Genomic DNA, 15019 nt, shown 5'->3' with positions numbered 1-15019 from the left:
TGTATAAACATGCCAAATTGAACGGCATGGATCAGGGCGACAGCGGCACAATCACCATCACTATTCTGACGTCGCTTGATCAAATCGCGGCGTCAGATTGGGATGCCTGTGCCTGTCCCGAGGCCCAAGACGGCCGGCCCAACGACCCCTTTACCACCTATCGTTTTCTCAAAGCGCTCGAAGACAGCGGGTCGGTTGGGCATGGCACCGGTTGGGATCCGCGGTATTTGGTGGCCGAACAAAACGGTTTGACGATTGCCGTCGCACCGCTTTTTGCCAAAAGCCACAGTCAGGGCGAGTACATCTTTGATCACAATTGGGCCCATTCGCTGGAACAAGCCGGCGGCAGTTATTACCCCAAACTGCAAATCGCCGTGCCCTTCACCCCTGCAACGGGACGGCGGTTCCTAACCCGCCCCGGATACGAGGCGGCCGGTATGTCCGCTTTGATTCAAGGCGCGGTTCAATTTGGTGCGAACAATGAACTCTCCTCGCTTCACATCACCTTTTGCACCGAAGCCGAGGCGATTGCCGGGGCAGAAATGGGTCTGTTGCGCCGCACCAGCCAACAGTTCCATTGGGTGAATGACAACTACGCCGATTTCGACGCATTTCTGGGCAATCTCTCGTCGCGCAAACGCAAAAATATCCGCAAGGAACGTGCCCGCGCCCATGGGTTTGGCGGTCAGATTGAAACCCTGACTGGCGATCAAATACAACCACAGCATTGGGACGCGTTTTGGCAGTTCTACCAAGACACCGGGTCACGCAAATGGGGCACCCCCTATCTGACACGCGGCTTTTTTGACATTGCGCATGAGGTTTTGCGTGACGACATCGCGCTGGTCCTTTGTTCCCGCGATGGGCAACCCGTTGCTGGGGCGCTGAATTTCATTGGACGCGCGGCGCTTTTTGGCCGCTATTGGGGCTGTGTCGAAGATCATCCATGTTTGCACTTCGAAGCGTGCTATTATCAGGCCATCGATTTCGCCATCGCGCAAGGATTGGAACGTGTGGAAGCCGGGGCGCAGGGGGAACACAAACTGGCGCGCGGCTATCTGCCAGTGGCTACTCATTCGTTGCACTGGCTGGCTAATCCCGGCTTTTCCGAAGCCGTGGCACGCTATCTAGAGGCCGAGCGCGCCGCCATTGATGAGGATATCGAAATCCTCACGTCATATGGTCCATTTCGTCGCGAAGTACGGGAGGAACAGGAATGAGTGAACGATTATCTGAGACGGCGCGCAAAACCGTGCTAGAGCCGTTGTTCGCCAATGGCTGGGCGATGGTCGAGGGGCGCGATGCCTTAACGAAACGGTTCATTTTCAAAGACTTCACCGAGGCATTCGGCTGGATGACACGTGTCGCCATGTATGCCGAGAAATGGAACCACCACCCGGAATGGTGCAATGTCTACAAAACTGTGGACGTCAAATTGACCACCCACGATGTGGATGGCCTGTCGGCTTTGGACGCCAAATTGGCCCGTAAAATGGACTGTCTCGCCGGACAGGAACCACACACCACCTAACAAGGGACCACACCCAAATTCCGTGCACGGAATTTACAAAATCCATGCATGGATTTTGGGCGCGCCCGACCTTGCGCTTAGATCGCGTCCAACAACGTTTCGCCAACGGTTAGCTCGCAGACGCCGGGTTTCTCTTCGGTTTGCAAAACGGAAACAACACCGTCGTCCACCAACATCGCATAACGTTGCGAACGATCGTAGAACCCGATCTCAGGGACAGTGAACGCCATACCTATCGCCTTGGTAAATTCACTTCCCGCATCAGCAAGCAAGGTCACACCCGCCTCGCTGGCTCCACTGGCCTCATCCCAGGCGGCCATCACAAAGGGATCGTTGACCGACAAGCAAATGATCTCTTCAACACCTTTTTCGGCAAACGCCTGCGCGCACCGCATAAAGCTTGGTAAATGCGAGGCTGAACAGGTGCGCGAAAACGCGCCCGGAAGCCCAAATATCACAACTTTGCGCCCCTTGGTGAGGCCACTTAGCGCCAATAACTCAGGGCCCTCGCCCCCCATCCGACCAAGTTGTGCCTCTGGCAACTTATCCCCAACGGAAATCGTCATAATCGTATCGTCCTTGCGATTGCGTTTCGTCCCGTGAAAACGATAGGTTGCCGACAAGCAAAGGCAAGGATGAAAAGATGACCAAGGTTGTTGTGATCGGGGCCGGACAAGCGGCGGCATCTCTGGTGGCGCGGCTCCGTGGCAAGGGGTTTGAAGGTGACATCACCGTTTTCGGAGACGAACCACAGCCCCCCTATCAACGCCCGCCTTTGTCCAAAGCCTATCTTCTTGGTGACATGACACTCGAGCGCTTGTTTTTACGCCCCGAGAGTTTTTACTCGGACAACAACATCGACCTGCGCACCGGTGTTCGGGTCGATAGCGTTGATCGCACTGCCAAAACTGTTACCGCCGAAGGCGAGACCGTACCCTATGACCATCTGGTGTTTTGCACCGGCTCTGAACCACGCCGACTTCCGGCTGCAATTGGCGGCGACCTTGCTGGCGTCAGCGTCGTGCGCACCTTGGCGGATGTCGATGACATGGCCCCACGTTGCACCAAAGGAGCGCGGGTTTTGATTGTCGGCGGCGGGTATATCGGGCTCGAAGCCGCGGCGGTTGCCGCCAAACTCGGCCTCAAAGTCACCTTGGTCGAAGCCGCAGAGCGGATTTTGCAACGTGTCGCCGCGCCTGAAACCTCGTCCTATTTCCGTGACTTGCACAAATCACACGGGGTTGACCTGCGCGAAGGCTGTGGTTTGGTCAAACTCACCGGCGACGGCCACGTGAGCGGAGCGGACCTCACCGACGGCAGCTCGCTTGAGGTGGATTTCGTCATCGTCGGCGTCGGTATCACACCGGGGAGCGAATTGGCCGAAGCCGCCGGTCTCGCGCTCGATAACGGCATCAGGACCAATGCCTTGGGACAAACATCCGACCCAAGCATTTGGGCCGCCGGGGATTGCGCTTCCTTTCCGAGTGCCGATGGGCAAATGCGTCTTGAAAGCGTCGGCAATGCCGTCGACATGGCCGAGTTGGTCGCCGACAACATCATGGGTGGCGAAGGGACCTACACCGCCAAGCCATGGTTCTGGTCCGATCAATACGATGTGAAACTGCAAATCGCCGGGTTAAACTCCGGCTATGACCGCGTGGTTGTGCGCGACAACAACGGCGCACGGTCACATTGGTACTACGCCGGTGACACTCTTTTGGCGGTCGATGCCATGAATGACCCGCGCGGTTACATGGTCGGTAAACGTCTGATCGAGGCTGGAAAATCCCCCGCTCCGGATGCGGTGGCCGATCCGGAAACCGACCTCAAGGCCCTGCTGAAGGCATGAGGATCATCGCCGGAGAGTTTCGCGGTCGCAGGCTCGCCTCGGTGGGCAAAGGCGACGCCGGGGCGCATTTGCGTCCAACCACCGACCGGGTGCGCGAAAGCCTGTTCAACACGCTCAGTGGCGGACGGTTTGGCGAGCCTATTGAGGATGTGCATGTCCTCGACCTTTTTGCTGGCACCGGTGCGCTGGGGCTAGAAGCACTATCGCGCGGGGCGACGCATGTCACCTTTGTCGATGATGGTCGCGCGGCGGGGAAGCTGATCCGCGACAACATCGCGACGCTGGGCTGCAAAGCCGAGACCAAGCTCATCAGCCGCGATGCCACCCGCTTGCCCCAAGCTGACACCGCCTGCCAGCTGATTTTTCTTGATCCGCCCTATGGCAAAGAGTTGGGCGAAAAAGCCCTTTTGACCGCGCATCAAAACGGTTGGATCGCCTCCGGGGCTTTGATCGTTTGGGAAGAAAGCAGCGCCCAAGAGGCCCCAGACGGTTTTGACCTTCTCGATCACAAACGCTACGGCGACACATGGATTACCTTTCTTGAGGCCCAATAGCCGCAGGTCAAAAACGCGACTGGATTTTTCGGCCTGACATCGTATCATCACATTCAAATGAATGCATGATGGAGGCTCCATGTCCGTTTTTCGCCCGACCCGCCGCGACATCCTTAGCATGGCCGCCGCTATGCCTGCGCTCACCCTGCCCGCTTTTGCGCCGTCCATCGCGCGGGCAAATCTTGGCGCGCCGGCCACGCCAAACCCCAGTCATTTTAGCTTCACCCTTGGGCAAGCCAAACTGACCGTTGTCTCCGACGGGCATCTTGCCACCCCGACCAACGGGCTTGGTGTCAACGCCGACCCGGCCGAGGTTCAAGCCTTTCTCAAGGCGCATTTCCTGTCCACGACAACGAATTACAGCCACACAAACCACCTTTTGATCGAGCTAGGCGATGCCAAAGTCCTCGTTGATGTCGGCTCTGGGGATCGGTTTCTTGATACCGCCGGGCGCTTGATGGGCAATCTCGAATCCGCCGGGATCGACGCCAGCACCATCACCCATGTGGTCATCACCCACGCCCACCCCGATCACATCTGGGGCGTGCGCGATGATTTCGACGAGGCGATCATTCCCGACGCGCAATATTTCATCGGCGGCACTGAACACACCCATTGGATGCAAGACGATCTGCTCGCCTCTGCCCCGCCCGAGGCCCAGCAATTCATCGTTGGGGCACAGAACTCGATCAATGTCGACGGGGCCGAATGGCAGCTTATGTCCAATGACGGCGAGATCGCTCCGGGCATCCGCGTCATCGACACGCCGGGCCACACACCGGGGCATATGGCCGTGGTGGTTGAATCGGATGGCCAGCAATTGATGGCTGTGGGCGACGCGATGAACCACGCTTGGATGAACTTTGCCCATCCCGATTGGGTCAACGGCTTTGACATGGACGGCGACCAAACCGCCGCCACCCGCCGCCGGTTACTTGATATGGCCGTTGCCGATGACATCGCCGTTCTGGGCTACCACTTCCCGTTTCCGGGCGTGGGCAACGTGATGAAGGACGGCGGTACCTATCGGTTTGTGCCCGCACTTTGGAAATGGTGACCCAAATCTATTCCAGCTCTTGGAGCGCGACTTAAGCACCGGCAAATATCGTTGTTAAAAGGACGTCAAGGAACCAGATCGCTGTAAGGGCATACGTCATCTTCGAAAGGCACATGACGGCGGCGAAAGCTGCGTGTGTCCACCGCCACAGGGCTGCTTATCCGATCCATCCGAAAATGGCGAAAATCGTCGCGTGTCGGATCCCACGCGACGAGATACCAAAGTGGCGGCAAGATCAGCATGGCTTGAGGCTCGACCTCTCGCTTGGTCTTGCGGCCCTTTGCGTCGCGATATTCAAAGTGAATGTAGTGCTGCTTCAAAAAGCAAATCTCAAAAACAGTCAAAAGCTCGGAATCCATTTTTCCGACATCTGACAGGTTTTGTAGCGGCGAAAGCTGGCCAATATGGAGACAGGCAAGGAAAGAGCGCAAATCTCTCACCTTCTCGCGCGGCAAAGCCTTTTCGATCTTGGCCAACCCTGTATCCGCAAGGTCAGAGAAGGGCAGGTTTCCCGCCGCCCGCATCGCGGCAACGCTGATCAACAGAGCAAAAACCTCGGGCACCGAAAGCCGAGCGGTGGTTTGCATCGAAAGTGGGTCAAGCTGAAGGCCGCCGCCACGCCCCACATCAGAGTGAATGACAAAGCCCTCATCCCGAAGAGCGCTGATATCGCGCAGCACCGTGCGGCGCGACGCGCCGACTTCCTCCGCCAACTTATCAATGGTTGAGGTTCCGTTGCGGCGGAGGCTTCGCACGATGGCATCATGTCTTAGTCGAACAGTCATTTTGCAAGCATAGCACAAATGGTGCCATATTTTGGCACTATTTCATTCTAAGCCTTTTTCAACGATACGCAAAAAGGAGAAACACCTCATGAAACGCACGGCTGTTAACCCCTGGGACTGGTCTTTGAAGCTTGGTTACAATCAAGCCGAGGTGATCGAAGGCGCATCGCGTCAGGTCATTTGCGCCGGTCAAACCGCCGTCGACGGAGCAGGCATCCCACAACATCCCGGCGATATGCGCGCTCAGATCGCTCTGGCTTTGGACAACCTTGAGGCCGTGTTGACAGAAGCCGGGATGAACCTCAGCAATGTCACCCGTCTTGTCGTCTATGCGACAGATGTCGATGAGGCGCTAAAAAACTTTGACCTGATGGGGATGCGATTTGGCCCCCACCAAGTCGCGCCACCGATGACGCTTTTGGGTGTGACTCGTTTGGCGATCCCAAGCCTGCTGTTTGAAATCGAAGCAACTGCGAACAGCTAAAGGACAACAAAGCACCGGTCATTCGACGCGTCTAATCGAGTGACCGGTTGGCCGCGGTTCGCCGTTACGTCACCCCTTGCTATAGGTCGGGTGAAACATCCCGCCGGGGGAGAGGGTGAAAATCTCACACCCGTCCGCAGTTACACCAATAGAATGCTCAAACTGCGCCGAAAGGGATTTATCCCGCGTCACGGCGGTCCAATCATCGGCCAAAACCTTGGTTTCGGCGCGGCCTAGGTTGATCATCGGCTCGATGGTGAAAAACATGCCTTCCTCAAGCACCTCGCGCGTGCCAGCCCGGCCATAGTGCAACACATTGGGCGGCGCGTGGAACACCTGCCCCAAGCCATGACCACAGAAATCACGCACAACCGACATGCGCTGGCTTTCCGCATAGGTTTGGATCGCGTGGCCAATATCGCCAAAGGTGTTGCCCGGCTTGACCGCATCAATCCCCATCATCAACGCGTCATGGGTGACTTGGATCAACCGCTCGGCCTTGCGTGACAGTTTTCCGGCCACATACATGCGCGATGAATCACCAAACCAGCCGTCTTTGATCACCGTGACATCGATGTTCAAAATGTCGCCGTCTTTGATCTTTTTCTCGCCCGGAATACCATGACACACCACGTGGTTGACGCTGATACAGCTGGCGTGCTGATAGCCCTTATAGCCGATAGTGGCCGACGTGGTGCCAAGCTCTTCAACCCGTTTACGGATAAAATCATCAATTGCGCCCGTGGTTTGGCCAACAAAGACATGTTCTGCAACTTCATCCAGGATCTGCGCCGTGATTTGCCCGGCCGCATGCATTCCGGCAAAATCACCGGGCTGGTAAATCCGAATTCCGTCGCGGGTCACGCGTCCTTTATCGTTCATCACGAAACGCTCCATCAAAACTTTGCCGTTACTTAGGGGCTTTGAGGGGCCAAGACCAGAGCAAACGCCTCTTTTCCCGGTCACACATTCCCCCTAAGACGGGCTTAAAGGAGTGCGCACATGTCCCATATCACCCTTGTTCGCCACGGTCAGGCCAACACCGAAGCCCGCGATGAGATCAGCTACGACAAACTCTCTGATCTGGGCTGGCAGCAGGCGCGTTGGCTTGGCGATCACTTTCGTCAAACCGGCGAGGTCTTTGCCCGCGTTTATACCGGCACCCTGACCCGCCACATCGAAACCGCGCAGGGGATTGATGCGGATTGTCCGGTTGAGATGGTGCACGATGCCCGCCTGAACGAGATGAGCTATTTCGACGTCGCCCAGCGCCTTGAGGAACAACACGGGCTTGCCATTCCCGGTGAGCGCGAGGGGTTTATCGAACACCTGCCCAAGCTATTCACTTATTGGCAGCAGGACAAAATCGAAGACGTGCCAGAACGGTTTTCCGAGTTCGAAGCGCGGGTGCGTGACGCCCTGCATGAGATTGCTGAGGGTGACGGACGGGCCTTGGTTGTGACCTCGGGCGGGTTGATCGGCATGGCAATGCGCCTGATCCTGCGGCTCGATATCGAAGCACTGTCGCATATGTGCTTGTCGATCGAAAACAGCTCTCTGCACCGGGTCCAGCCGATGTCGACGGGCCTCGTTATGACGCAATTCAACGCGATCCCACATCTGGATACCCCGGAGCGCGCCTTTGCCCGCACGCACCTCTAAAGGGCACCGCCCAAAATTCGTGCACGAATTTTACAAGAATTTTGGAAAATTCTTGCGCCCGGTCGCACGGGTGTGAAATGACCAATCCGTTGTGATTGCAATGAGGGAGAGGCAATGACCCATCTATGGATTCGCGCCGAAAGCCGCGCCAACGAAGAACGAGTGGGCATCACCCCCGAAGGGGTCGCCAAGCTGGTCGCCAAGGGTTTTCGTGTCACGATTGAGGATAGCGCAACCCGCATCATGCCAAGCGCCCCTTTTGTTGCCGCCGGGGCCAAGTTGGCCGAAGAGGGCAGCTGGCCCGAAGCACCGCAGGATGCGATCATCTTTGGCCTCAAAGAACTCCCCGAAGCCGACACGCCGCTGATCCATCGACACATCATGTTTGGCCATGCCTACAAGGGCCAAGAGGCCGGCGCGCGTTTGCTACAACGTTTCGCCGCAGGCGGTGGCGCGCTTTATGATTTGGAATATCTGGTCGAGGAAAACGGTCGCCGTGTTGCCGCCTTTGGCTATTGGGCGGGCTACGCTGGCGCGGCTGTATCGCTCTTTGCGTGGGCGGCGCAAAAACAGGGTGGCACCTGTCCCCCTGTTTCGACTTGGCCCAATTCCGAGAGCTTGCAAACCGAGTTGAAAGCCGCGCTTGACCGCGCCAGCAGTGAACGACCCAACGCCATCGTTATTGGCGCGATGGGTCGCGTCGGCACCGGCGCGCGCGATCTTTGCAAACAGATGGGTGTTGTCACAACGGATTGGGATATGGCCGAAACCGCATCCGGCGGCCCCTTCCCGCAAATCTTGGAACATGACTTGTTCTTTAACTGTATCCTCGCCGCTCCCGGCTGCCCGGTCTTTGTGCCTGCATCGGCCAAAACCGATCTGCGCCGTTTGGCGGTGATTGGCGACATTGCCTGCGATCCACAAAGCGAATTTTCCCCGGTCAAGGTCTATGACCTAGAAACCACTTGGACCCATCCGGTGACCCGCGCCTATGACGCGCCGCCGCTTGATGTGATGGCAATCGACAACCTGCCCTCGCTCTTGCCCCTTGAATCTTCCGAAGATTTCGCCGGTCAATTGCTCCCCCATCTGGAAACCCTGAACGATCTGGACGGCGGCGTATGGGGCCGCGCCTTTGACACCTATTCTCAGCACAAGCCCGAGGTTTAAGACATGACAATCCATTGGTGTGGCACCGGCCTTTCGGCCATCCCCGGCCTGCGTCGCCTAATCGAAGCCGGTCATCCCGTGACTGTCTGGAACCGCACGATTGCTAAGGCCGAAGAGGCAGTCGGCGACCTAACCAAAGACATCCGGACCTTTGACATTAACGCGTTAGAGTCCGATCTAAAGGCAGAGGACATCGTTGTCTCGATGTTGCCCGGTGATTGGCATGTGCCTTTGGCGGAACTGGCCATCAAAACCGGTGCGCATTTTGTGTCATCGTCCTATATCGCGCCGGAGATGCGCGATCTGGATAGCAAAGCACGCGCCGCAGGGGTTCGGGTGATCAACGAAGTTGGCCTCGATCCGGGCATCGACCACCTGATGGCCCACGCCTTGGTTGCCGACTACAAGGCATCACCCGCCTATGACGCCGACAACGCCATTAGCTTCACCTCCTATTGCGGCGGTGTTCCGAAAATCGCCAATGCGTTTCGTTACAAGTTCAGCTGGGCCCCGGTTGGCGTGCTCAAAGCCTTGCGCTCGCCATCACGCTCCATTCGGCATTTTTCCGAACTCAACGTCTCCAAACCTTGGGATGCGATCACCCGTTATGACGCGCCACTGGCGACACCGGAAAGCTTTGAGGTTTACCCAAATCGGGATTCAATCCCGTTTATGGAAGAATACAACTTTGATCCCAAATGGCCGATCAAAGATTTCGTCCGTGGCACCCTACGCCTGAACGGCTGGTCCGAAGCGTGGAAAGACATCTTTGCCGAAGCAGGCACCGCAACTGATGAGCGTCTGACCGAAATCGCCGATCAACTTCTCAAGGACAACGCCTATGACGAAGGCGAACCCGACCGCGTGATCATGTGCGTGTCCTTCTTGGCGGAAAAAGACGGTGTTCCGGTCTGGCACAAGACCTACACCATGGACGCATGGGGCGATGCGCGCGGCACAGCCATGGCGCGTTTGGTGTCGGTGCCAGTGTCCTTGGCGGTCGAGGCGGTGTTGAACCGCGAAGTGCCCGTTGGCGTCATGGCCGCTCCTTCCGATCCAAAACTGATCACCCGCTGGATGGACGAAGTCCAGATTTTGGCCCAGCATGTCATGGTCGTCGATCATCTTTAAGAATCGGGCGCGTCACGATCTTTGGTGCGAGGGGCTAGCCCCTCGCACTTTCAGCAAGACTCTGAAACAAATGACTCAGAAGCCAGTTTGACCGTTCGATTATTTACCCAGTTTCGGCGCAGATCGGTCCAAAACCAGCTCAGCATCTGAAAACTTGAACGGGCTACGCACACCGGCAATGCCATCGGGGGTGATTTGCATCCCTCGGGCTTGAACCTGTGGGTCGTCAAAGACATCAGCCATGTCATTGATTGGTCCGGCCGGAACCCCTTGGGCTTCGCAAGCGGATAGCAAATCGGCCTTGGTCATCGTCGCAGTTGCCGCCGATAGCCGGGCTATCATAGCATCACGATTGGCGACGCGATCGGCGTTTTTCAGGTAATCCGGGTCGGTTGCCATGTCATCCAAGCCCAGCAAACCACATAACCGCTGGTATTGCCCATCATTGCCCGTGGCAATGATGATGTGACCATCCGCGCAATCAAACACCTGATAAGGTGTCAGGTTCGGGTGGTAGTTCCCGGTGCGGCCAGGAGGTGTTCCGGTGCTGAGGTAGTTCAAGGATTGGTTCGCCATCGCCGATACCGCACAATCAAGCAGCGCCATATCGATATGCTGCCCCTTGCCGGTGCGTTCGCGTTGATAAAGCGCCGAGAGGATACCCGATACCGAATAAAGCCCTGTAAACAAATCGGTAATGGCGACACCGGCACGTTGTGGTTGACCATCCGGGTCACCGGTGATCGACATGAAACCGCTCATACCTTGGATGATGTAGTCATACCCGGCGCGATGGGCGTAAGGCCCATCTTGGCCAAATCCGGTGATCGAGCAATAGATCAGGCGCGGGTTGAGCGCCGACAGGCTCTCATAGTCCATACCGTATTTCTTCAACCCACCAAGCTTGAAATTCTCGATCAGGATATCCGCATCGGCAACCAACTCCCGCATCCGCGCTTGCCCCGCGTCTGAGGTCAGATCAACCACCTCAGAGGCTTTGCCACGGTTACAGGAATGGAAATAAGCCGCCGAGGTGTCATCCTCGCGCTCAATAAAGGGGGGGCCCCATTGGCGGGTGTCATCCCCCGCCGGGGCTTCGATTTTGATGACCTCGGCCCCAAGGTCGGCCAAGGTCTGACCAGCCCATGGGCCAGCCAGAATGCGCGCCAATTCAATGACTTTCACACCTTCAAGCGGGCCGTTAGGGGCCGAAACCGATCTTGGCATCATTCGCCGAGTTTCTCGTCCAAAACCGCTTTGAAATCGGCATAGCTCATGTTTGAGAACTTTTCGCCGTTGATGATGAACGACGGCGTCGACTCGATGTCGTGCTCGGTCACGTTCTGTTGGTACCACGCCACCAGTGTTTGCAGCTTGTCACCATCGGTCAGACAGGCTTCGATCTGGTCGCTTTCCATACCGGCCAAACGGCCCACTTTGCGCAGCTCATCGGCAATCGCGGCTTCGGAACCGGCGCGCGCCCAGGTGCTTTGACCTTTCATCATCAGATCGGTCACGCCAAAGAACTTCTCGGGTCCATCACAGCGTGCGATCATCGACGCCCACATGCCGAACTTGTCGAAATAGACTTCGCGGAAGGTAAAGCCGATCTTGCCGGTGTCGATATAATCGACCTTGAGCTGCTTGTAGGTGTTCTCATGGAACGTGGCGCAATGCGGACAGGTAAAGGACGCATATTCAATCACCTGAACCGACGCATCGGCATTGCCTTCGACCATCTCGATCACAGCCGAAGTATCAACATCAGACGCCTGTGCGTTGGCAGCGCCAGGAAGTGCGGAAGTGCCGGGGGTTGACCCTTGGGTCATATACCAGGCACCGCCTGCGATCAGGGCCAGCGCAACTGCGCCCGCCGGAAGGATCTTGTTCATCATTCTTGCCTCTTCCTCTTTGGTGGCGATCCGGGTCAGGCCCGGTTGCTTTTCGATATGACGTTTGTTGCCAAGCGTTCAAGCGCCGCGCGAAGGCTGTCATCAGCAACCTCATGCGTAACCTCTTGGGCTTTGGCAATTGTTTCGCGGCTTGGCGCGGGTTTTTGTGGCTTTTTGCGGTGGGTAAAATCCACCTGCCCTTCGGAAAATCCGGTCTTGGCGGTTTGGGTCACGCGGATACGGGCGATGGCATTATAGCCATAGACCGCATTGATACGCGTGCGGATTTCTTCGCGTTTCATCTGCAACAGCGGCGCATTGGCCCCGTTGGTCAAAACCGACAGCGTCGCGCCGAATCCACCCCGCCCATAGCTAATGTCAACCGGTCGCGACATGCCGGCGACGTCTTCGCCGACGATCTCTTCCCAATGGGTCAACACCCGGCTTTGCGCGAAACCACGGCTTTCGGATGCCTTGCGCACCTGATTTTGCAGCAGGTTTGACGTGCGGGCAAAGCCATATGTGGTTGTCTTGCGCTTTGGCATAGTGTGAATCCCTTTGACGGGCGCTATTGTATCTGTCCGGACAATGGGTGCTAGCCCCGATATGATGAAATAAAGGAAACTCACCATTGCGTGACTTGCCGAAATCAGACGACCTTTTGACATGGTACGACCGCCACGCCCGCGATTTGCCGTGGCGTGTGCCGCCAAAGGCGCGTTTGGCCGGGGTTGATCCCGATCCTTACCGGGTCTGGATGTCCGAGATCATGTTGCAGCAAACCACTGTTGTTGCAGTCAAAAGTTATTTCGAAGCCTTCACCGCCCGCTGGCCCACCGTCACCGATCTCGCCAATGCCGAAGATGCGGATGTCATGGCGGCTTGGGCCGGGCTTGGCTATTATGCCCGTGCGCGCAACTTGCTGAAATGTGCGCGGGTTGTCGCCGCCGAGCATGGCGGCAGCTTTCCCAACGACCATGACGCGCTTTTGCAATTGCCCGGCATCGGCCCCTATACGGCGGCGGCGATCTCTTCGATCGCCTTTGATGCGCCCGAAACGGTGTTGGATGGCAATGTCGAACGGGTGATGGCGCGGATTTTCGATGATCATACCGCCCTACCCGCGGCCAAACCGGTGTTTCACGCCTATGCCGCCCAACTGACCCCACAACAGCGCCCCGGTGACTACGCTCAGGCAGTGATGGATTTGGGCGCGACGATCTGCACACCCAAGAATCCTGCCTGTGGGTTGTGCCCTTGGCGGGGCAATTGCGCCGCATGGCTGGCCGGGACCGCAACCGACCTCCCCAAGAAGACCCCAAAGAAGCGCAAGCCAACCCGATTGGGCATCGCCTATCTCGCCCGGCGCGTTGATGGCGCATGGTTGCTCGAAACCCGCCCCGACAAGGGCTTGCTTGGTGGGATGCTCGGCTGGCCCGGTTCCGAATGGGGCGATGATCCAGCCGAGGCTCCACCCATTCGCGCCGAATGGAAAGAGATTGCTGGCGAAGCCCGCCACACCTTTACCCATTTCCATTTGCGCCTGCGGATTTTGACCGCGCTTGTGCCAATGGATCGCACCCCCACCCGCGGAGAGTTTGTCGACGCGGAAACCTTTGATCGCGACAACCTGCCCACTGTGATGCGCAAAGCCTATGATCTTGCCAAAACCGAATGACGCAGCGCTTGGCCTTGCCTTAGCGCCGCGATAGGGCCACGCTGCGCCAAACCAAATGCAAGAGCGCGTCACATGACCCAAGCAATGATCCCCGCCGCAAAAATCGCCAAATTCACATCGGCCTTGCCGTTCTTTTTGTCCTTTATCCTCATACCCTTGGTCTGGACCGGGGCGCTTTTGGGCGGCTGGTGGGTGGTGATCACACCGCTTGTCACATGGTACCTGTTTTCGGCGATTGACCTGCTGGTCGGGCTCAACACCGAAAACGCCGATTTGGAAACCACCGAGGATCAGCTTTATTGGTACAAACTGCTCACCCAAATTTGGGTGCCGCTGCAATTCCTGACGATGATGGGGCTGATCGCCTACACCGTTCGCGCCGAACATCTTGGCGGTTGGGAAGTCTTTGGGGTGATGTTTGGTGTTGGCGTGATGAGCGGCACGGTGGGTATTGTCTATAGTCACGAGCTGATGCACCAGAAGAACAAGTTTGAGCGCCTGCTGGGCGATCTACTCATGGCGATGGTGCTCTACTCGCATTTCCGTTCTGAACACCTTTTGGTGCATCACCGCTATGTCGGCACCCCGCGCGACCCGGTCACCGCGCGCTACAACGAAGGGTTTCACCGCTTTTATCCGCGCGTATTGTGGCAAAGCCTGACGTCGTCCTTCAAAGCCGAACGCGATATGCTGGCCCGCAAAAACCTACCTTGGCATCACAAATCCAACCCCTTCTGGCGCTATTGGGGGCTTCAGCTTGTGATGATGCTCTGCGCCTTTGTCGTCGGCGGATGGCTTGGGGTTTTGCTGTTCATCTTCCAGGCAAGCGTCGCAATCTGGCAGCTTGAAGTCGTCAACTACGTTGAACACTATGGTCTAACCCGCTTGCACCTTGGCGACGGCAAATACGAACATGTGAAACCTCATCACAGCTGGAACGCCGCGCATAAGGCCACCAATTGGTTGATGATCAACCTGCAACGCCATTCCGATCACCACTACAAACCGGACCGTCGGTTTCCTTTGTTGCAAAACTATTCCGACGCCGAGGCCCCGCAACTGCCCTATGGCTATCCGTTCATGTCGGTTTGCGCGATGATGCCGCCGCTGTGGAAAAAGGTCATGAACCCCAAAGTGAAACGCTGGCGGCAAATGTATTACCCCGAAGTCACCGATTGGTCCGACTACAACAAGCTAAAAACGCCAATGCCGAGATGAGCGCAAAA

Annotated in this window: 17 protein-coding genes; 11 read left to right on the top strand and 6 right to left on the bottom strand. The window is 57.1% G+C overall.

Annotation, left to right across the window (positions count from 1 at the left end):
* Positions 1-26 precede the first annotated feature (26 nt).
* Both Q1A43_RS17635 and Q1A43_RS17630 read left to right on the top strand, forming a co-directional pair.
* Positions 27-1220, top strand: a complete 1194-nt coding sequence (locus tag Q1A43_RS17635) for a GNAT family N-acetyltransferase (RefSeq protein ID WP_299937328.1) — start codon at positions 27-29, stop codon at positions 1218-1220.
* Positions 1217-1531, top strand: coding sequence for a 4a-hydroxytetrahydrobiopterin dehydratase (locus Q1A43_RS17630; protein WP_299937325.1), 315 nt, complete (start codon positions 1217-1219; stop codon positions 1529-1531). The genes Q1A43_RS17635 and Q1A43_RS17630 overlap by 4 nt, the downstream gene beginning before the upstream one ends.
* Before the next feature lie 77 nt (positions 1532-1608).
* On the opposite strand, the gene Q1A43_RS17625 is transcribed toward Q1A43_RS17630, so the two are convergent.
* The gene (locus Q1A43_RS17625) at positions 1609-2097 is read right to left on the bottom strand and encodes a peroxiredoxin (protein ID WP_299937323.1); all 489 of its coding nucleotides are present in this window, start codon (positions 2095-2097) and stop codon (positions 1609-1611) included.
* A gap of 77 nt (positions 2098-2174) precedes the next feature.
* Between Q1A43_RS17625 and Q1A43_RS17620 the strand changes: the two genes are divergently transcribed.
* The 3 genes from Q1A43_RS17620 to Q1A43_RS17610 all read left to right on the top strand — a co-directional run bounded on the left by Q1A43_RS17620 (position 2175) and on the right by Q1A43_RS17610 (position 4991).
* Positions 2175-3380, top strand: a complete 1206-nt coding sequence (locus Q1A43_RS17620) for an FAD/NAD(P)-binding oxidoreductase (protein WP_299937320.1) — start codon at positions 2175-2177, stop codon at positions 3378-3380.
* On the top strand, positions 3377-3934 hold the full coding sequence (gene rsmD / locus Q1A43_RS17615; RefSeq protein WP_299937319.1) for a 16S rRNA (guanine(966)-N(2))-methyltransferase RsmD: 558 nt from the start codon (positions 3377-3379) through the stop codon (positions 3932-3934). Before Q1A43_RS17620 ends, rsmD begins: the two co-directional genes overlap by 4 nt.
* 79 nt (positions 3935-4013) lie before the next feature.
* Positions 4014-4991 (top strand): MBL fold metallo-hydrolase, encoded by a 978-nt coding sequence (locus Q1A43_RS17610; RefSeq protein ID WP_299937317.1) that lies wholly within the window; start codon positions 4014-4016, stop codon positions 4989-4991.
* A gap of 65 nt (positions 4992-5056) precedes the next feature.
* Here the strand turns inward: Q1A43_RS17610 and Q1A43_RS17605 are convergent, their stop codons facing one another.
* Complete coding sequence (locus Q1A43_RS17605) at positions 5057-5776, bottom strand: WYL domain-containing protein (RefSeq protein WP_299937315.1); 720 nt, start codon at positions 5774-5776, stop codon at positions 5057-5059.
* Between the two features lie 88 nt (positions 5777-5864).
* On the opposite strand from Q1A43_RS17605, the gene Q1A43_RS17600 reads away from it, so the two are divergent.
* On the top strand, positions 5865-6260 hold the full coding sequence (locus tag Q1A43_RS17600) for a RidA family protein (protein WP_299923174.1): 396 nt from the start codon (positions 5865-5867) through the stop codon (positions 6258-6260).
* A 69-nt stretch (positions 6261-6329) separates the two neighbouring features.
* Here the strand turns inward: Q1A43_RS17600 and map are convergent, their stop codons facing one another.
* A complete protein-coding gene (map, locus tag Q1A43_RS17595) occupies positions 6330-7145 on the bottom strand; it encodes a type I methionyl aminopeptidase (RefSeq protein WP_299937313.1) in 816 nt (271 codons plus the stop codon).
* A gap of 117 nt (positions 7146-7262) precedes the next feature.
* Here map and Q1A43_RS17590 point away from each other — a divergent pair, with 117 nt between their 5' ends.
* The 3 genes from Q1A43_RS17590 to Q1A43_RS17580 all read left to right on the top strand — a co-directional run bounded on the left by Q1A43_RS17590 (position 7263) and on the right by Q1A43_RS17580 (position 10223).
* Complete coding sequence (locus Q1A43_RS17590; protein WP_299923171.1) at positions 7263-7922, top strand: histidine phosphatase family protein; 660 nt, start codon at positions 7263-7265, stop codon at positions 7920-7922.
* 114 nt (positions 7923-8036) lie between these two features.
* The gene (locus Q1A43_RS17585; RefSeq protein ID WP_299937312.1) at positions 8037-9092 is read left to right on the top strand and encodes a saccharopine dehydrogenase; all 1056 of its coding nucleotides are present in this window, start codon (positions 8037-8039) and stop codon (positions 9090-9092) included.
* 3 nt (positions 9093-9095) lie between these two features.
* Positions 9096-10223, top strand: a complete 1128-nt coding sequence (locus Q1A43_RS17580; protein ID WP_299937310.1) for a saccharopine dehydrogenase family protein — start codon at positions 9096-9098, stop codon at positions 10221-10223.
* 99 nt (positions 10224-10322) lie between these two features.
* On the opposite strand, the gene Q1A43_RS17575 is transcribed toward Q1A43_RS17580, so the two are convergent.
* From Q1A43_RS17575 to Q1A43_RS17565, 3 genes are read right to left on the bottom strand one after another with little or no spacing between them, the layout of a single operon-like run.
* On the bottom strand, positions 10323-11453 hold the full coding sequence (locus Q1A43_RS17575; RefSeq protein ID WP_299937309.1) for a CaiB/BaiF CoA-transferase family protein: 1131 nt from the start codon (positions 11451-11453) through the stop codon (positions 10323-10325).
* Positions 11450-12115 (bottom strand): DsbA family protein, encoded by a 666-nt coding sequence (locus Q1A43_RS17570; protein WP_299937372.1) that lies wholly within the window; start codon positions 12113-12115, stop codon positions 11450-11452. Before Q1A43_RS17570 ends, Q1A43_RS17575 begins: the two co-directional genes overlap by 4 nt.
* A 35-nt stretch (positions 12116-12150) precedes the next feature.
* On the bottom strand, positions 12151-12660 hold the full coding sequence (locus tag Q1A43_RS17565; RefSeq protein ID WP_299923163.1) for a DciA family protein: 510 nt from the start codon (positions 12658-12660) through the stop codon (positions 12151-12153).
* An 86-nt stretch (positions 12661-12746) separates the two neighbouring features.
* Here Q1A43_RS17565 and mutY point away from each other — a divergent pair, with 86 nt between their 5' ends.
* Complete coding sequence (gene mutY, locus Q1A43_RS17560; protein ID WP_299937306.1) at positions 12747-13793, top strand: A/G-specific adenine glycosylase; 1047 nt, start codon at positions 12747-12749, stop codon at positions 13791-13793.
* A 72-nt stretch (positions 13794-13865) separates the two neighbouring features.
* Complete coding sequence (locus Q1A43_RS17555) at positions 13866-15011, top strand: alkane 1-monooxygenase (RefSeq protein WP_299923160.1); 1146 nt, start codon at positions 13866-13868, stop codon at positions 15009-15011.
* The last annotated feature ends 8 nt before the right edge of the window (positions 15012-15019 follow it).

The sequence above is a fragment of the uncultured Pelagimonas sp. genome (genome assembly GCF_947498515.1).
GTDB lineage: Bacteria > Pseudomonadota > Alphaproteobacteria > Rhodobacterales > Rhodobacteraceae > Pelagimonas.
The sequence above is the reverse complement of the archived record's forward strand: the minus strand, read 5'-3'. Positions and strand labels throughout refer to the sequence as shown.